The 18,094-nt window shown below is 68.9% G+C and carries 17 protein-coding genes; 9 read left to right on the plus strand and 8 right to left on the minus strand.

Translation table 11 applies throughout. The features are described from left to right. Positions 1–184: 184 nt before the first annotated feature. Positions 185–1,894 carry an ATP-binding protein gene (locus OQF70_RS01790; protein WP_280535517.1) on the plus strand — a complete coding sequence of 570 codons (1,710 nt, stop codon included), beginning with the start codon at positions 185–187 and terminating at the stop codon, positions 1,892–1,894. A gap of 573 nt (positions 1,895–2,467) precedes the next feature. Here the strand turns inward: OQF70_RS01790 and OQF70_RS01795 are convergent. Together OQF70_RS01795 and OQF70_RS01800 are read right to left on the minus strand one after the other, a co-directional pair. Beyond that, positions 2,468–2,962: an NYN domain-containing protein gene (locus OQF70_RS01795; protein WP_245710191.1), complete on the minus strand. Its 495-nt coding sequence runs from the start codon at positions 2,960–2,962 to the stop codon at positions 2,468–2,470. Between the two features lie 51 nt (positions 2,963–3,013). Then, positions 3,014–4,714, minus strand: a complete 1,701-nt coding sequence (locus OQF70_RS01800) for a thiamine pyrophosphate-binding protein (RefSeq protein WP_280535518.1) — start codon at positions 4,712–4,714, stop codon at positions 3,014–3,016. 161 nt (positions 4,715–4,875) lie between these two features. Between OQF70_RS01800 and gcvH the strand changes: the two genes are divergently transcribed. Next, positions 4,876–5,256 (plus strand): glycine cleavage system protein GcvH, encoded by a 381-nt coding sequence (gene gcvH, locus OQF70_RS01805; RefSeq protein ID WP_280535519.1) that lies wholly within the window; start codon positions 4,876–4,878, stop codon positions 5,254–5,256. A 90-nt stretch (positions 5,257–5,346) separates the two neighbouring features. Here the strand turns inward: gcvH and OQF70_RS01810 are convergent, their stop codons facing one another. Together OQF70_RS01810 and OQF70_RS01815 are read right to left on the minus strand one after the other, a co-directional pair. Next, complete coding sequence (locus OQF70_RS01810; RefSeq protein ID WP_280535520.1) at positions 5,347–6,645, minus strand: CoA transferase; 1,299 nt, start codon at positions 6,643–6,645, stop codon at positions 5,347–5,349. Between the two features lie 80 nt (positions 6,646–6,725). Continuing rightward, positions 6,726–8,357, minus strand: coding sequence for an iron ABC transporter permease (locus OQF70_RS01815; RefSeq protein WP_280535521.1), 1,632 nt, complete (start codon positions 8,355–8,357; stop codon positions 6,726–6,728). 64 nt (positions 8,358–8,421) lie between these two features. Here OQF70_RS01815 and OQF70_RS01820 point away from each other — a divergent pair, with 64 nt between their 5' ends. From OQF70_RS01820 to fer, 4 genes are all read left to right on the plus strand, one after another. Continuing rightward, positions 8,422–9,024, plus strand: coding sequence for a gluconate 2-dehydrogenase subunit 3 family protein (locus OQF70_RS01820; RefSeq protein WP_280535522.1), 603 nt, complete (start codon positions 8,422–8,424; stop codon positions 9,022–9,024). Next, complete coding sequence (locus OQF70_RS01825; RefSeq protein ID WP_280535523.1) at positions 9,021–10,622, plus strand: GMC family oxidoreductase; 1,602 nt, start codon at positions 9,021–9,023, stop codon at positions 10,620–10,622. Before OQF70_RS01820 ends, OQF70_RS01825 begins: the two co-directional genes overlap by 4 nt. A 283-nt stretch (positions 10,623–10,905) precedes the next feature. Then, complete coding sequence (locus OQF70_RS01830) at positions 10,906–11,571, plus strand: dolichyl-phosphate hexose transferase (protein ID WP_280535682.1); 666 nt, start codon at positions 10,906–10,908, stop codon at positions 11,569–11,571. Positions 11,572–11,691: 120 nt separating this feature from the next. Further along, positions 11,692–12,081 (plus strand): ferredoxin Fer, encoded by a 390-nt coding sequence (gene fer / locus OQF70_RS01835; RefSeq protein ID WP_092817786.1) that lies wholly within the window; start codon positions 11,692–11,694, stop codon positions 12,079–12,081. A 94-nt stretch (positions 12,082–12,175) separates the two neighbouring features. Here fer and OQF70_RS01840 read toward each other — a convergent pair whose 3' ends face one another. Further along, complete coding sequence (locus OQF70_RS01840; protein ID WP_280535524.1) at positions 12,176–12,454, minus strand: hypothetical protein; 279 nt, start codon at positions 12,452–12,454, stop codon at positions 12,176–12,178. Between the two features lie 140 nt (positions 12,455–12,594). Here OQF70_RS01840 and OQF70_RS01845 point away from each other — a divergent pair, with 140 nt between their 5' ends. Then, entirely contained in the window at positions 12,595–12,807 is a 213-nt protein-coding gene (locus tag OQF70_RS01845; protein ID WP_280535525.1) for a hypothetical protein, read from the plus strand. A gap of 10 nt (positions 12,808–12,817) precedes the next feature. On the opposite strand, the gene OQF70_RS01850 is transcribed toward OQF70_RS01845, so the two are convergent. Then, entirely contained in the window at positions 12,818–13,069 is a 252-nt protein-coding gene (locus OQF70_RS01850) for a hypothetical protein (RefSeq protein ID WP_280535526.1), read from the minus strand. Positions 13,070–13,138: 69 nt separating this feature from the next. Further along, on the minus strand, positions 13,139–14,536 hold the full coding sequence (locus tag OQF70_RS01855) for a GAF domain-containing sensor histidine kinase (RefSeq protein WP_280535527.1): 1,398 nt from the start codon (positions 14,534–14,536) through the stop codon (positions 13,139–13,141). A gap of 18 nt (positions 14,537–14,554) precedes the next feature. On the opposite strand from OQF70_RS01855, the gene OQF70_RS01860 reads away from it, so the two are divergent. Further along, the gene (locus tag OQF70_RS01860) at positions 14,555–14,689 is read left to right on the plus strand and encodes a hypothetical protein (RefSeq protein WP_280535528.1); all 135 of its coding nucleotides are present in this window, start codon (positions 14,555–14,557) and stop codon (positions 14,687–14,689) included. Positions 14,690–14,811: 122 nt separating this feature from the next. Here the strand turns inward: OQF70_RS01860 and OQF70_RS01865 are convergent, their stop codons facing one another. After that, complete coding sequence (locus OQF70_RS01865) at positions 14,812–15,117, minus strand: putative quinol monooxygenase (RefSeq protein ID WP_280535529.1); 306 nt, start codon at positions 15,115–15,117, stop codon at positions 14,812–14,814. 161 nt (positions 15,118–15,278) lie between these two features. On the opposite strand from OQF70_RS01865, the gene OQF70_RS01870 reads away from it, so the two are divergent. Next, entirely contained in the window at positions 15,279–18,011 is a 2,733-nt protein-coding gene (locus OQF70_RS01870) for a heavy metal translocating P-type ATPase (protein ID WP_280535530.1), read from the plus strand. Positions 18,012–18,094: the final 83 nt, after the last annotated feature.

An 18,094-nucleotide genomic window follows, 5' to 3' on the forward strand; every position in this document is an offset into this window, starting at 1 on the left:
GATACGTCGACGTCGGCGGGGTTCGCTCCGCCCCGACGCCGTACATCCGGATCACCCGTTCGTCCGTCGTCAAATCGTCGTGGGACCGTCGTGTCGTCGATCCCGAGGTTCGCTCCGACGCAGGGGTCGCTGTGATCCACAGGTTCAAGGAGGGTCGCGGGAACCACTCTACTCAGATCGAGACATGCCGCTTTCGCTCGGATCGATACAGCTTTTCTGGCTGTACGTCCTCCTGTTCGCCGCGTCGGCACTGGCGTGTCTCTGGTCGCTCCGGGCCGTCTCGCGGGTACAGCACCCGGCGGTGCGGCGCGGGCTCTCCTGGTTTCTCCTGTTGTGTGGGGGCTGGGCCGGGATGCACGTCGGGTACCTCGTCTCCCCGACCGACGCGCTCCGGTACGCCTTCTACGTCGGCGGCCTCGTGGTCGGCTGGGCGGCGATCGGCCCCTGGCTCTACTTCTGTTCGGCCTACACCGGGCGCACGCTCCACAAGCGATCGACCGTCCGGCTGGCGGCGGTCGCGATGTTCCTCGTCGTCGCGGCGGTGAAGGTCACCAACCCGATCCACGGCTACTACTTCTCGACGGCGGTGGCCACGCGACCGTTTCGCTACCTGCAGATCGTCCCCGGGGTGCTCCACTGGGTCGCGATGGGGCTTGCCTACGCGCTCGCGTTCATCGGCTTCTTCATGCTCTACGAGCTGTTCGCCCGCGTCGACTCGAACACGCGGCCGCTGTTCGTCCTGGTCGGACTCACCGGGATTCCGGTCGTCCTCGACGTCCTCAGCGTGTCTCACGAGCTCGTGTTGACGGTCACCTATTCACCGATCGGTGTCGCCGCGTTCGCGGTGGGCGTCGGATACGTCTACTTCGACGAGTTCCAGGTCATCCGGCTGACCGGCGGGACCGACGATCCGGTGATCGTCGTGGACGACGACGACCGGATCCGGGAGTACAACACGCAGGCGGCGGCCGTCTTCCCGACGCTTCCCGAACACCTCGGGGAACCGCTTGCGGCCGCGTTACCCGACCTCGCCGGGGCGCTCGAGACGGACGGGGAGAAGCTCGCGATCACCGATCGTGGGTCCCCACGCTACTACACGGTGTCCACGGCGAGCTTCTACGCGGCGGCGGCACGGCTCGGGACGTCGATCACGCTCGTCGACATCACGGCGGAGGAACGATACCGACGGGAGCTCGAGGACCGGAACGAACGGCTCGACCGGTTCGCGAGCATCGTCAGCCACGACCTCCGGAACCCCCTGCAGGTGATCGCGGGCCGTCTGGACCTCGCGACGGAGACGGGCGACCTCTCACACCTCGATCCCGCCATCCGATCGGTCGACCGGATGAACGAGCTGATCGACGACCTCCTCGAGCTGTCCAGGGAGGGGCTGTCGATCGACGAGACCGAGCCCGTCTCGGTGCCCGAGTTCGTCCGGGAGTGCTGGACACAGATCCCCGACGAGGGGGCGACGATCGCGGTCGAGCCGTTCGAGCTCGTCGTCGACGCCGACCCCGAGCGGCTGAAACAGGTCTTCGAGAACCTCTTCCGGAACGCGATCGAGCACGGCCACGAGAACACCCTCGCGAACGGCGATGAGGATGGCAATGAGGACGGCGGTGAGGACGTCACGGTTCGCGTCGGCCCGCTCCCGGACGGGCGGGGCTTCTACGTCGCGGACGACGGGGACGGGATCGACCCCGAGGTGCGCGAGACGCTGTTCGACCCCGGTGTCACGACGACGGTCGGCGGCACCGGGTTCGGACTGCCGATCGTCCGGAAAGTCGTTGAGGCACACGGTTGGTCGATCACGGCCACGAACGGCGCCGACGGCGGTGCCCGGTTCGAGATCGTGACCGGCGAGCGCGACGCTGAACCAGTGACTGACGAGTGATCGGGGACCGATGCTGACCGAGGCAGCGTAGTGGCTGGGCTCGCGACGAAACGAATGCGGGACGACTCGAAACGAGGAACGACCAACACGAACGGCGAACCGAAACGAGCCGCGAACCGGAAACGGGACCGCGAAACACACGGGCGCCGGCCGACTGCGTGCGCCTATCGTGGATCGGCCCTCCATTTTGCGGTCGAGCCGCTGAGATCGCCCGCGAACGCGTTTCCGTCGTCGACCGTGTTCGGCAACCGGCGACGGTCGGTCGCGTCGAACGTCGCCGGCGCGCGGGCGACGGGATCGACGACCCGATCGGGGTCGGGGTGATCGGCGTCGATCGGCGGCGTGGTCGGGCGGGCCGAAGCGGTGCTGTCGGTGTCTGGTCGCAGGTCAACCGTGTACTACGGATGCCATCATCATCCCGAAGGCACCAATACCTAATAAACGTTCGTGAAGAACCAACATTTTCCGATCGATCAATGATGAGGATCGGTGTGCGGGAAGACGGTGTCCGGGGAGACGGTGTGAACACGCTGACCCGGGTATTTCGGCCCCGTACGGCGGCTTCGCCGGCGATCAGCTCACCAGATCACCGTCAAGCGTGACCGAGTCGGTGGCGGCGTTGCGGAGGGCGTCCGACCGCCCGAACTCCCCGGGCGCGATGGCGACGGTTCGGACGCCGTAGCCGTTCGCGGTCTCGACGACCGGCTTGAAGTCGGTGTCACGCGAGGCGATGGCGAGCGTCGTCATCCGTCCCTCGGCGGCGAACCGCGTGGCGTCGACGGCGAGTTTCACGTCGACGTCCCCGGAGGTGATGACCACCTCGTAACCGCGTGCCTCGGCGGCCTGGATCAGCCCCGGCGTCGCGTGCTCGTCGAGGTACAGTCGGGCGGTGACGAGCGTCCCTTCTGCAGTCGCAGCCGCCCGGACGTCGTCGAGATCGACGTCGAACTCCTCGCGGAGGACGTTCGGCCCGTCGACGAACAGCGCCACGCCGGCCGTCCGCTCGACGTGGGGGCCTCCGAACGTCGCCGCGTTCGATTCCGCGTCCCCGTCCGCGTCCGCGTCCATAGTCCTCCTACCGGTTCCGGGGGCATAGGTATCCCGATCCGGAACCGCGACCTATCGGCGCATCCACTCGCTCGCCTGCGGCTCGGCGGGATCGGTGACGACCTCGATGAGGGTCGGTCCGTCGTCAGCGAGGGCGTCGGCGACCGCCGCCGGGATCGCGTCGGCGTCCGCGATCCGGCGCGCGTCGACGCCCATCCCCTCGGCGATCGCCGACAGATCGAGTCGGACGTCGGGCCAACCGTATCGACCGTCCCGAAAGCCGTACGACCGGCTGGCCTCGTCGCTGATGATCGCGTAGTCGTCGTTGTTCAACGCGAGGACGGTGACGTCGACGTCCTCGGCCGCCAGGGTATGCAGCTCGTGAACGCACATCAGCAGCCCGCCGTCACCGACGATCGCCGCGACCGGCGCGTCGGGATTCGCCAGTTTCGCGCCGATGGCCGACGGGAGAGCGGTCCCCATCGTCGCCCAGGAGCCGGGATTGACGTACCGGTCCGGGCCGAACGCGGGGACGGAGACGAGCGTCCACAGTCGGGATCCGCCCGCGTCCGCGGTGAGGATCGTCTCGCGGGGCAACGCCTCCCGGATCGCCCGGAGCGCGCCGACCGAGGGCATCGGGTCGTTGCCGCGTGCCTCCTCGATGAGGCGGTCGAACCGCTCCCGATCGGCGGCCCGGACCGATCGGGCTCGTTCGGTCCCGTTGGCGTCGTGGACACTCGGTGTCTCCGAAAGCCGATCGGCGATCGCCGTGATGGTCGCGCCCGCATCGGCGACGATTCCGACGGTCGGGTCATAGCCCACTCCGATGTCGTCGACGCCGAGCGTGACGTGGACCAGTTCGTCGGGCAGTGAGACGGAGAAATGGCGGGTGGCGACCGCGTCGAGGTCCGATCCGACGACCAACCCGACGTCGGCGGACGCGAGCAGCTCGGTCAGCTCCGTGCTCGCGCCGCCACAGAGCACGCCCGCGGAGAGCGGGTGATCCTCCGGGATCGTTCCCTTCCCCTTATACGTGGTCACGACCGGCGCGTCGAGCCGCTCGGCGAGCGCGACGAGGGGCGTCGACGCACCCGAGCGCCGGACGCCGCCGCCGGCGAGGATCACCGGATTCACGGCCGCCGCCAGCCGATCGGCCGCGTCGATAACGGCGTCGGGGTCGGGGCGATCGGGCTCGGGAACCGGGAGGTCACCGACGGCGGCCTGTGGAACCGATGCGGCGAGGAAGTCCTTCGGGATCCCCACGCGAACGGGGCCCTGCGGGTGTTCGCGCGCGGTCCGGATGGCGCGGGCGACCGCCGGCACGACGCCCTGTGCCGTCTCGACCAGGACGTTCTCCTTGACCACCGTGTCGTAGGTCTCCGGCGGCGTCTCGTGGATGCCGTCGCCGCCGCGGACGTCGTGTTCGGTCTCGACGGCGAGGTGCAACAGGGGCACCGCGTCGTTGCGCGCGTTCTTGAGACCGTTCATCGCGTTCATGTCGCCGGGGCCCGGAACAACGACGGTGGCCGCCATCTCGCCGGGCGGCCGGGTCTCCGCGTACCCCCACGCCTGGTGGGTGACTGCCGTCTCGTGGCGGGCGACGACGAACCGGGCGTCCCGGCGCTCCAGCGCCCGGTTGAGCGGGAGGGTCTGCTTGCCGGGGATCCCGAACACCGTGTCGATCCCGTCCGCAAGCAGCCGGTCGACCAGGGCGCTCGCGACGGTGGGTGTCTCGGGCGACGACGCCGCGTCCGGGGATCGATCGCCGGTCATCGTTCCGGCTTCGACCGATCGCCCCATAAGGCTTCCTCGGACCGCCGCCGGTGAGGAGGCACCGAAAAGGATTAACGACGAGGGAGCGAGACCCCGAAACGACCATCGATCGCCGCGCCGGCAGCGACGATCGAACCCACAGCGACACCGACAAACTCCCTATGAGCTTCGACGTACCCACCGACCGACGCTATCTGGAATCGCACGAATGGACGACCACGGAGGAGCCGATCCGGATCGGGATCTCCGCGTTCGCACAGGATGAACTCGGCGACGTCGTCTTCGTCGAACTCCCCGAGGCGGGCGAGTCGATCACCGCCGGCGAGACGTTCGGCGTCGTCGAGTCGATCAAAGCGGTTTCCGACCTGTACGCCCCGATCTCCGGCGAGGTGACGGCGGTCAACGAGGCCCTCTTCGACGCTCCCGAACTCGTCAACGAGGACCCCTACGGCGAGGGGTGGATGGTCGAGATCGACATCGACGACGAATCGGCCCTCGAGGAGCTGTTGAGCGCCGACGAGTACCGCGAGCAGATCGAGTAGCGGGCGGTCACGGAGCGGGCGGTCGCGGAGCGGGGTGGTACCGTATCCGGTCGAGTCACGAGGCTGGCTCCGCCTCGATTCGAGCGAGGGCTACTCCGCGTCGGTGGCCGACGCGTTCGCCGCCGACCCGTTCGTTCCCCCGTCCGCCGGGATCGCACCGGCTTCGCGCAGGCGGTCGATGTCGCCGTCCCCGTAGCCGTGCTCGCGCAACACGGCCGTGGTGTGCTCACCGAGCAGCGGCGGGTGACGGCGGTAGGTCGTCGGTGATCGGGAGAAGTGCATCGGCGATCCGGGCATCTCCACGGTGCCGGCGGTGGGGTGGTCCATCTCCACGCGCATCCCGCGCGCCGCGAGCTGCGGGTCCGCGAAGACCTCCGCCATGTCCCGGACGTGGCTCGCGGGAACGTCGTGCTCGGCCAGGGCGTCGAGGGCGGTCTCGGTCGTCAACTCGGCGAACGTGGCCTCGAGCTCGGCGTCGAGGGCCTCGCGGTGCTGCACGCGTTTCGCGTTCGTCTCGAAACGGTCGTCCGCGAGCAGGTCGGGTCGATCCAGCGCCGCACAGAGGGGTGGCCAGAACGTATCCGACGAGCAGGCGACGACGACGTAACCGTCGGCCGTCTCGAAGGCCCGATAGGGGACGATGTTCGGATGTTTGCTCCCCATTCGGCGGGGCGACTCCCCGGAGGCGAAGTAGTTCGTGGCCATATAGCTCATCCAGGCGGCCTGCCCGTCGAGCAGGCTGACGTCGATCTTCTGTCCGGCCTCCCCCTCGCCCAGCTCTCGGTCCAGCAGGGCGGCGAGGATCGCCTGCGTCGCGTACATCCCGGCACCGATGTCGGCGAGGGCGACGCCGACGCGGACCGGGGCGCCCCCCTCGACGCCGGTGATGCTCATCAGACCGCCGCGGGCCTGCATCATGATGTCGTAGGCCGGCTTGTCCCGGTCGGGACCCCACTCGCCGTATCCCGAGATCCCGCAGTAGATGAGTCCCGGATTGTCCTCGCGGAGATCCTCGTACCCGAGGTCCCACCCGTCCATCGTGCCGACCCGGAAGTTCTCGACGACGACGTCGGCCTCCCGCGCGAGATCGCGGAAGACGGCCTGTCCGGCCTCGGTCGAGAGGTTCAACTCGACGGAGCGTTTGTTCCGGTTGACGCTGGCGTAGTAGGCGCTCTCCCCTGGCTCGTCCTCATCCCCACCGAAAGAGGGTGGGTGCCAGCCGCGGGTCTGATCACCCTCACCCGGGCGTTCGATCTTGATCACCTCGGCGCCGAGATCGCCGAGCTGCATCGTACAGAACGGCCCGACGAGGACGCGGGAGGCGTCGAGAACGGTTACGCCCGACAGCGGTCCGTCGGATCCCGACGGGGTTCGTGCTTCACCGACCATATGCGTTCATCCGGATCGGTTCGCGGGGTGGGAACTTGAAGCCATCCTCACGGGATGCGGTTGCGTACCGTCGACGGAACTCACAGCCCCTCCCGACCGCCCTGTGAGAGCAACACGACCATCGAGAGCCCCGAGATGAGAAGCAACAGCAGCGCCGGCACGGCGGCGTACTGGAAGTAGGCCGCCTCCTGGGCCCGCCAGATCTGGGTGACGATCGTCTCGAAGCCGGTCGGCCGGAGGATGAGCGTCACCGGCAGCTCCTTCATCGTGGTGAGGAAGACGAGCGCCGCGCCAGCGGTGACGCTCGGCGCGATCAGCCGGAGGGTGACCCGGCGGAAGGCCCCGCCGGGACTCTCCCCGAGCGTCCGAGCCGCCTCGACGATCGTCGGATCGACCTGAAGCACGCCCGACCGGAGCGTGCCGACCGCCTGCGGGGTGAACCGGATCACGTACGCGAAGACCAAAATCGGGATCGTCTGGTAGATGCGGGGGGCGTAGGGGATCTCGAGGGCCTCATACCCCGCGCCGAAGTAGACGAGCGCGAGGGCCAACACGATCCCCGGAACGGCGAACCCGACGTACGTCGCACGCTCGGTGATCGTCGCGAGCGGCGACTCCTCGCGGGCCGCGAAGTAGGCGATCGGGAGGGCCGCCAGGACGGCGACGGCCGCCGCCGCGAGCGCGACCGTCGCGGAGTTGACCGCGAAGCTCCACTCGAAGGCCAACGAGGGGCGACCGGCGTCGGCAGCGAGCAGCCACCGTCCGAGGATCCAGATCGGGACCACGAGCGCGACGGCCACGACGCCGACGGGCAACAGGAGGGCCGGCCACCGCCAGCGCCCGAGGGGAACCGGCGCCCCGCTGCGACCGCCGGTCCCGCCCTCGACCGATCGGGTCGACCGGATCCACTGTTCGAGTCCCAACACGACCAGGACGACCACGAGCAGTTGCAACGAGAGCAGCGCGGCGTACTCCTGGCCGAAGGAGTTGTACTCGACGTAGATCTGCTGGGTGAAGACCTCGACGCGCATGATCGCCGGCGTGCCGAAATCGGAAATCGCGTACAGCGCCGCAAGCAGCGCGCCGGCCGCGGTCGCGGGCCGGATGTGTGGCAGCGTGACGCGGCGGAACGCCTCCCACCGCGTGTGGTCGAGGGTCCGGGCGGCCTCGATGAGCGTCGTGTCGAGCGAGAGCAGCGCCGCGCGCGTGGTCAGGTAGACGTAGGGGTAGGTGTACAGCGTGATGAGGAGGACCGCGCCGTGCAGGCCGTATATCTCCGGGATGCGCTCGACCCCGAGCGGAGCGAGCAGGTCCCGGAACTCGCCGCGAGGACCGAACGCGGAGACGAACGAGAACGCGCCGACGTAGCTCGGCACGACCAGGGGGAGGGCGACGGCGACGGTCAAAAACCGGCGGAACGGCAGGTCCGTCCGGGTCGTGAGATACGCGAGCGGGACGCCGATCAGGACCGACGCCGCCGTGACGCCGGCCATCAGGAGGAGGCTGTTCACCAGGACCTCGACCGTTCCCCAGCTGAACAGCAGCTCACGGGCACGGGTCGGGTCGACGGTGACGGTCTCGATCACGAGCCAGCTCAACGGGAACACGAACGCCAGGGCGATCGCGACACACACGAGCGCAAGTCCGTACGTGGTCTCGATCGACCCGAGCCGCGAGCGGAGGTCGGCGAGGATCGGTCGGGCATCTCGCATAGCGGTTCGTATACGTAGCAAGTCGTTCCAACGAGTATAAGGATTAGGTTTGCCTAATCCGCCCATGGAGCTGACGAGACGCGACGCGCTCGCGGCCCTCGCGGCGATGGGGACCGGCGGGGCCGCGGTCGCGGGCGTTGCCCACGTTCGCGACGGCGACGCCGACGGGTCCGGGAGCGATGATGACGGGCCCGGATCCGACGGGAAGACCTCGACGACGCCGGGGGATTCAGACGACTCGCTTCTTGCGGACCCCGCGATCGTCGAGGCGTTCGTGGCGGTGGCCGAGCCAGTCTATCCCGACGAGCTCTCGGGCATCGAGGAGTTCGTCGGGACGGTCATCGAGGGACGGCTGCGGGAGGCGCCGACCGCGGACGGGATCCGGGAGACGATGACGGAGCTCGACGAACTCGCCGCGGAGTGGTACGGCGGCCGGCTGTCCACGATCCCGGCCGCCGACCGCGATCGCCTGCTGCGGGAGGTCGGCGCGGACGTCGCCGAGGAGGTCCCCGACGGGACCCTGGCCGAACGGGTCCGGTATCACGTCGTGAACGAGCTGCTGTTCGCGCTGTACGCCTCGCCAACCGGCGGGGAGCTCGTCGGCATCGAGAACCCGCAGGGACATCCCGGCGGGACCGAGAGCTATCGACGGGGGCCGACCCGATGAGCGACCGGACGCCGGTCGTCGACGCCGACGTCTGCGTGATCGGGGCCGGGCCCGCGGGCGCGATCGTGAGCGACCGGCTCGCCGCCGCCGGGCACTCGGTCGTCGTTCTCGATGCGGGCCCGCGGTTCGACCCCGCCGACCGCATCGACCGCCAGGAACGGGCGATCCGTCCGTACTACGGCCGACCGGACGTCTGGGACGGCGACCCCGAGCGCGACGCCTACTCGAGCAGCGGCGACCGGGGATACCCACTCAACCACGCCCGCGTGAAGGGCGTCGGTGGGTCGACGCTCCACTGGCAGGGGATGGTGATGCGGCTCCACGAGGACGACTTCAACGCCGCCACCGAGCGCGGCGTCGGCGTCGACTGGCCGATCGACTACGCCGACCTCCGACCCTACTACGCGGCGGCCGAGCGAGAACTCGGGGTCTCGGGGGCCAGCGACAACCCGTACGCCCCGCCGCGGGAGGAGCCGCATCCGATGCCCGCCTTTCCGCCGTCCTACAGCGACAGCCTGTTCGCGGAGGCCTGCGAGGAGCTCGGGATCGATATGCATTCGGTGCCGAACGCGCGCAACTCGGAGGGCTACGACGACCGCAGCGCCTGCGTCGGCTACGGAACCTGCCAGCCGGTCTGCCCCTCCGGGGCGAAGTACGACGCGACCGTCCACGTCGATCGCGCCGAGGAACGCGGTGCGACCATCATCGACCGGGCGGCAGTGCAGCAGCTCGATCACGGCCCGGACGGCGAGCGAGTTCGATCGGCCGAGTACGTCACTCCCGATGGCGAGACCCATCGACAGGAGGCGGACGCCTTCGTCGTCGCCGGCGGCGGCGTCGAGACGCCCCGGCTGCTGCTCCTGTCGGAATCGGATCAGTATCCCGACGGGTTGGCGAACACAAGTGGGGCGGTCGGGCGGTTCTTCATGGACCACCTGTTCGCCGGCACCGGCGGCGTCCTCGACGAGCCGACCCGCCAGAACCACGTGGGCTTTCTGACGAGCGAGTGTCACGGGTTCTACGACGAGGCCGACGCCGAGACCGCGCCGTTCAAACTCGAGTTCTTCAACTACGCGGGGCCGTCGCCGGTCGAGATGGCGCTCTCCGGGGAGTCGTGGGGCGACGATCTCCTCGGGGACCTGCGTGACGCCTACGGCAACAACATCGCGATGGGGGCACTCGTCGGACAGCTTCCCGACGAGGGGAGCTACGTCGGCCTCGATCGCGACCGCACCGACGCCCACGGGAACCCCGTCCCAGAGATCCACTGGTCCGTCGACGACCGCGCACTCGAGACGATCGACCGCGTGAACGCGATCCAGGAGTCGATCCTCGAAGAGCTGGGCGCGGAGATCACCTGGCAGGCCGACGCCGAAAGCACCGGTCCGGCCTATCACCACATGGGGACGACCCGGATGGGCGAGGATCCGACCGAGAGCGTCGTCGATCCCGACCTGCGGACCCACGACCTCCGGAACTGCTGGATCGTGGGCAGCAGCGTCTTCCCGACCGGCGGCGCGATGAATCCGACGCTGACGATCGCCGCGCTCGCGCTTCGAGCGGCCGAGAACATCGACTCGGCACTCGGCGGACCGTGAGAACCCACCGGTCGTCGTATCTGTTTTAGGCGAACCTAAAAGATTAAATCCCCCCGGTTCCGATGGGGAGGTAATGAGTCAGTCAATCGAGCCCCGAACCGGGGCCGAGACGGCCGACATCGACGGAGACGAGGAACCGGCCGATCGGGACGATCCGACCGCGACGACGGAACGAGTCGACGCGTCCACGGTGGATCCCGAGACATCAGGCGATACCGCCGAGACACGATCGAACGCCAGGGACGCTAGCGGGACGGACGCCGGTCACTTCACGTTCGACGACCTGAGCGTGGTGATGGGAACCTACAACGAGGAGGCGGCCATCGCGACGGTGATCGAGGACATCGAGCGCGTCACGAACGGGCGCGCGGAGGTCGTCTGCGTCGACGGCTCCTCGGACCGAACGCCCGAGATCGCTCGCGAACACGGGGCGACCGTGATCGAACAGGAGCCCCAGGGCTACGGCGTCGCCGTCGAGGCGGCGATCCGGGCGCCGGACCGGCCGGTCGTCGTCACCACCGACTGTGACGACACCTACCCGATGGAGCGGCTGCCCGCGTTCCTCGAGGCGATCAACGACGGCGCCGACGTGGTCAGCGGCGACCGCCTGTATCACGGCGCCGAGACGATGCCGGCGTTCAACCGGTTCGGCAACCACGCCTTCGCCGGGATCGCGAGCCTCCTTATGGGAACGCGCGTCCACGACACCACGACCGGGATGCGGGCCTACCGCCGCGAGGTGATCGAGTCGATCGAGTGGACCGAAAACACCGGCCTCTCGGCCGAGCTGTTGATCCGACCGCTCGTGCGCGGGTACGACGTGCAGGAGGTCCCGATCCCGTACGGCGAGCGCGCGGGCGAGACGAAACTCGACCCGATCGAGGGCGGCGCGGCGATCGCGAAGTCGATCGTGACGGTCTGTCTGGAGGAACGCCTCCGGCAGCTCTAGCGGGCCGCGCGATCGCTTCCCGAACACGTTCACGCCGTCGAGGATCGACCAGCCGCGCCACCGGCGATCGGTCCGTTCGAACAGCAAAGCCTAATGAGGTGGGTGCCAAACCGAGAGGTGATGCCCACAGTAGAATACCTTAACTACGAAGTGCTCGACGACCACGACTGGTCGATGGACGACGACGACCTCTTCGAGAAGGCCGCCGACGCCGGCCTCGACGACGAGGACTACGGTACGCTCGACGTCAACCAGGGCGAATACATCCTCGAAGCCGCCGAGGCGCAGGGGTACGACTGGCCGTTCTCCTGCCGCGCCGGCGCGTGTGCGAACTGCGCGTCCATCGTCAAGCAGGGCGAGATCGACATGGACATGCAGCAGATCCTCTCGGACGAGGAAGTCGAGGAGAAGGACGTCCGCCTGACCTGCATCGGCAGCCCGGCCGCCGACGAGGTCAAGATCGTCTACAACGCGAAACACCTCGACTACCTGCAGAACCGCGTCATTTAAATCGGCGTCCCGATCCGTACACGGACGCGACTCTTTCGAGGGCGGTGGTGGGTTCGAACGAAGTGCGTCTTCGGTCGTTCACCATCAGGAACGTCTATCTGGATAGTGTCTCAACGACATCAGTGACGGTGAATAGACGGAGATCGTCCCGCTCCTCGGCTGCGGCGACGAGTGAGGACGCGAACCCGCTTCGGCTGAACAGGGCGTATTCGTAGTTCACGTCACCATCGGTCGGCGACCAGTCCACTTCCGGTGCTTCCCGTTGGAGCTGTGCGAAAACCTCATACCCCATCGGTTGCTGCTGGAATTTGGCTTCCCCGACCACCAGCGTCTCACCGTTCGTCGGGGCGTAGTTCAAACTATCGTAGTTCAAACTACGTTATTGGGGGCGGTCGTATTTGAGTATACGAACGTGTGGTGGCCGTCGCGCACGACGCATATATACCCCACGACCGCTCCGCCTCGGCGGGAATACACATAATATATAAAACATAATAATCGAACGGTCGAGTGATGTCGGACACACCGATCGAGACGATCGATACGCTCCTCGAGAGCGTCGAGGCGGACGTCGACGACGAAGCCCTCGGGTTCAAGCTCCGGACGGCCAGACAGCTCCTGCTGGTGCTCCGCGAGCGGGAGACGGTCGGCCAGGAGGCGCTCGAACACGCCGATATCGACCCCGAAACCCGAGAGCAGCTCCGGGAGTTGGGCTACCTGGAGTGACGCGATCGGCTCACCCGTGCCGGGAGACGTGATACACGATCCCCCAGACGAACGAGAGCCCGAGCATGATCACGACCGCTCCCGCGAACTGGTCGGTCGCGGGCACGGCGATCCCCGTCGTCGATCGGATCGCCGCCATCGCGAGGACGCCGGCCTCGCCGAGCGGCGGCGCGACGCTCCAGAGGTACTTCGAGAACATCGTGCCGACGATGAGGGTGACGAACGCGGAGACGGCGTGTGATCCACCGGTTTTCGCGGGCATACCCGACGGATCCCGGAGATCGGTCTTAACGGTTCGGACGTGTGTTCCAGCGGACAGGTTTGGAAGCGATCATTCGGTATGGAACTCGAATCGGGCGCCGCCGTCGACGCCCCCACCACAGCGAACGTCCCAGCCGTGGGCCTCGGCGATCGTCTCGACGATCGCGAGCCCGTAGCCGGTCCCGTCGGGGTCGTTCGAGTGGCCGGCTTCGAAGACCGCCTCCCGCTCGTCCGCGGGGATCCCGGGACCGTCGTCCGCGACCGCGAACCCGTCCGCGATCGCCTCGACGCGGACGGTCACGTCCGGGGCCGCGTGTTCGACCGCGTTGTGGTAGAGGTTCTCGAGCGCCTGCTGGAGGCGGTTCGGGTCGGCCTCGACCGTCCGGTCGGCCTCGACGACCAGCTCCGCGTCGGGGGTCTCGACGAACCCCCACGCATCACGGGCGACGGCGCCGAGATCCACCGGCTCCGTCTCGTCGATCCCCTCGCCCTCCCGCGCGAGCGTGAGGACGTCTCCGATCAGTCGGTCCATTCGCGAGAGCGCGTCCTCGATCCGGTCGAAATATTCGTCATCACCCGTTTCTCGGGCGAGCTCCAGGTACCCCGTGGCGACGTTCAGCGGGTTTCGGAGGTCGTGGGAGACGGTCCCGGCGAACTCCTCGAGCTGTGCGCTCCGGCGTTCGAGCTCCTTGCGGTGGCGCTGGATCGTCTCCTCACGGGCCGCCCGGTCGAGGGCGGCGGCCGTGGTCGACGCCAGGATGCGGGCGATCGTGACGTCGACGTCGTCGAAGGCGCGGCGCCGCCTCGCCGCGACGCTGAAGACCCCGTGGTCACCCAGCGGGAGGAGGATCTCGCTGCGGACCGGCGTCTCCGCCGGGTCGTAGATCCGCGGATACTCGTCGACGTCGTCGACCACACGTGGCGTTCCGCTCTCGAAGACCTCCCAGGAGATGCTCGGATCCGGGGCCGCGGAGTAGACGGTGTCCTCGCCGAACAGGTCCAGTGACGCCTCGGTGAGCGAGGCCGGAACGAGGGCGTCGCGGTCCGCGTCGTGGAGCCAGATCCCGTCGTGGGGCATATCGAACTCCTCGGCGACGGTCTCAACGACCCGGTCACAGACGTCCTCACGCGTGTGGACGGTGAGCAACTCCTCGGTCACACGATGGATCGTCTCGATCCGGCGCAGCCGGCGGACGCGCTGGGCGTCGTAGATCCCCACGAGGGTCCCGCCGAGCGCGCCGCCGGCGGCGACGGTGGCAACCACGTACTGGGTCTCCCGGACTGAGCCGGTGACGACGCCCTGGTCGAACACGACGAGGCTGGCGACCGCGCCCATCGTCGCCGCGCCGCCGTAGGCCCACCACCAGACGCGACGCGGCGGAATCCGTGGAGCCGACGTCCGTAGACCCACCGCGACGACGACGACGGCGAGGGAGATCACGAGCGGGACGACACCCCCGACGAACACGATCGGGGTGATCACCTCGTGGCTGCGGACGTGTTGCAGGTGGACGACGGACAGGATCAGGCCGAGCAGAACGAGCAACGGGATGGCGAGGCGGTCACCCGGCTGGAGGGCCCGAACGCGATCGAGGCGACCGACGGGACCGTCGAGGAGTGACCACGGGGAAATCATGCCGATCCGATCGTGTATGTCTCGAAGCCGACATAGTTCTAGCGGCCATATCGACGTCGATCGCCCACACGAAACCGAAATCGGGTACGTTGGGGTGATTTCCTCGGCTATAGTTCGAGTTCGGTGGCGTCGGAGACCTCGAAGCGCAGCACCTCGGGCTCGCCCGCGAGCAGTTCGGGCAGCTGCTCGGCGAACGTCTGGAAGTGCGCCGACTCGGCGTGCGCCTCGAAGGCCTCGGCGTCCTCGTACCGCTCCATGAACCGGAGCACCGTCTCGTCCTCGATGTCGGTCGCGGCGTGATAATCGATCGCGCCGGGCTCGTCGGTCGTCTCCGCGACGAGGTCGGCGGCCAATTCGAGCGCTTGCTCGCGCTCGGCGGGGTCGATCGGGAAGGTCGCGTGGATGACGATCATCGATGCGGACGCGGGTTCCGGCGGCGACGAGATATATCCGGCGGTCCGGACGATCGAACCGGTCGCATCGACCGGTCCGAGGTGGGTCGGGGCCGGCCCGGGATCGGTCCCGAACACGTTCGCGAACAGCGACTCCCGGGCAGGGGGATAACCGATCGACGATGAGCGACTGCCGACTCTGTGGGCTCGAGACGCCGGACCCGCCGCTTTCGACCGCCGAGGTCGACGGCGAGTTCTGCTGTCGGGGCTGTCTCGAGGTCGCCACCCGGCTCGACGATCTCGCGGACATCGAGGACTCCGAGGACGTCCCGACCGGTCGGGAAGCGGTCGCGGACGCGGTCGACGGCCGGGGCGCGGACGGGGCCACCGAGGGCGTTCCGGACGGGGCCGCCGTGACCTACCTGTCGGTCGACGGGATGCACTGTGCGACCTGCGAGTCGTTCCTCGCGTTGCGCGGGGATGACCCGGACGGCGTCCACAAGGTCCGTGCCAACTATGCCACCGGAACCGCCCGGGTAGTCTACGACCCTGACACGATCGGGGAGCGGGATCTGCCGGCGGCGCTTTCGGGATACGGATACGTGCTTCGCCCGCGCGAGGACCGGGTGGCGGACGCAGGCGACCCGGCGGAGACGACGGAGGCGGCGGAGGCACACGACCGGGAACCGGCGGAGTCGGTCGCGGGATCACCCGGGGTCGCGGGATCACCCGGCCACGACCACCGCGCGCGTGGCGACCGGGCCCCGGAGCGGATCGCCATCGGGGTCTTCCTCGCGATGCTCGTGATGCCCTGGTACGTCCTCGCGTTGTACCCCAGCTACCTCGGGGTCGAGACGACCGCACTCGCCGTCGACACCACGACGCCGGCGGGGTACTACGTGCCGGCGGCGTTCATCGCCGTCGCGACGGCCGCCCTGCTCGCGACGACCGGCGCCCCGATCCTCCGGGGGGCGTACGTCAGCCTCCGCACGCGGCAGCCCAATATGGACCTCCTCGTCTCGATCGCGGCGCTTGCGGCGTTCGCCTACAGCACCCTCGCGCTCGTGGGTGGGAGCACGCACCTCTATTACGACGTGAGCGTCGCGATCGTCCTCGTCGTCACGATCGGGCGCTACTACGAGGACCGGGTCCGATCCCGGGCGACCGGCCTGCTCGAGCGGGCCACCGCCGACCGCGTGGTCGAAGCCGAACGACTCACCGACACGGGCCGGGAGTCGGTCCCGGTCGACGCGCTCGAACCCGGCGATCGGGTGGTGGTGCACGCCGGCGACCGCGTCCCGGTTGACGGCACCGTCGCCGAGGGGATCGCCGAGGTCGACGAGTCAGTGATCACCGGCGAGTCCCTGCCGGTCCGCGTGGAACCCGGCGACGAGGTCGTCGGCGGAGCGACCGTCCTCGGCGGCGTCGAGGCGGAAGCGTCCTCGACGGCAGCGTCCTCGATGGTGGGCGAGACGGCTGACGAGACGACGTCCTCGGTGACGTCCGAAGCGGTGACGACCGGTGACGGAGCCACCGCCGAGTCGATCGTCGTGACGGTCGGGCCGGAGGCACGGAGCACGGCCGACCGACTGGCGGCCGCACTCTGGGAAGTGCAGACGACGACGCCGGGCGTCCAGCAGTTCGCGAACGCGCTGGCCACCGTCTTCGTCCCGGTCGTCGTGACCCTCGGGGTTCTGGTGACCGGATGGCGCCTGCTGGCGGGGGCCCCGGTCGAGGCCGCGCTGCTTGCGGGGTTGACCGTCCTCGTCGTCTCCTGCCCGTGCGCGATGGGGCTTGCGACGCCGCTTGCGATCGCGGGCGGGCTCCGGGACGCCCTCGAGCGCGGCGTGATCGTCACCGACGGATCGGTCCTCGAGACCGCACGGGACGCCGAGACGATCGTCTTCGACAAGACCGGGACGCTCACCGCCGGATCGATGCGGGTCCGGGACGTCCACGGCGACCCCGCAACCCTCGAGCGTGCCGCGGCGATCGAACGACGCGCCGATCATCCCGTCGCGGAGGCGATACTCGAGGCGACCGAGACGTCGGAGTCAACTGGGACGGCACCACACGCCACGGATGGCGGACGCGCAGTCGGTCGATCGGTCGAGAAACGCGCCGTCGACCGGTCCGTCGCGGCGTTTCACACGCATCCCGGCGCCGGCGTCTCGGGCCGGATCGAGGGATCCGACGGCGATCGGGTGGTCGTCGGAACGCCGTCGCTCGTCGAGCGCGAGTGCGGGGCCCTTCCGGCGACCCTGACGGAGCACGTCGCGGCGGCCGAGGACGCCGGCGCCCGACCGGTCGCGGTCGGGTGGGACGGGGCCGCACGCGGGGTGATCGTGGTCGGCGACCGCGAACGGGCGGGGTGGACCGAGACGCTCGAGGCGTTCGCCGACCGGGAGGTGGTCGTCCTGACGGGCGATGCGGGCCCGCGCGCCGACCGGTTCCGCGACCATCCCGCCGTCGACGACGTCTTCGCCGGCGTCCCGCCGGACGGCAAGCTCGAAACGATCCGCCGGCTGTCCGCGCAGGGGACGACGGCGATGGTCGGCGACGGGACCAACGACGCGCCGGCGCTCGCGGCCGCGGACCTCGGCATCGCGATGGGCGACGGCACGGCGCGGGCGCTCGAGGCCGCGGACGTGATCGTCACGGCGGAAGACCTGCGCGTGGTGGAAACGGTCTTCGACCTCGCGGCCGGGACCCGACGGCGGGTTCGCGAGAACGTCGCCTGGGCGCTCGGGTACAACGCGGTGGCCATCCCGCTTGCGGTCGCCGGGGCGCTCAATCCACTCTTTGCCGCCTTAGCGATGGCGGCCAGCAGCGCGATCGTGGTGACGAACTCGACGCGGTCGGTGATCGCGGAGGACTCGACGGTCGAGAAGACCGAACCGGTCGAGGCCGACTGAGCGTAAGGTGGACTGAGCGTAAGGTGGACTGAGCGTAAGGTGGACTGAGCGTCAGCGGAAGGCGCACTGAACGCCGAAGCGAC

This window comes from Halopenitus sp. POP-27, assembly GCF_029889855.1.
GTDB lineage: Archaea > Halobacteriota > Halobacteria > Halobacteriales > Haloferacaceae > Halopenitus > Halopenitus malekzadehii.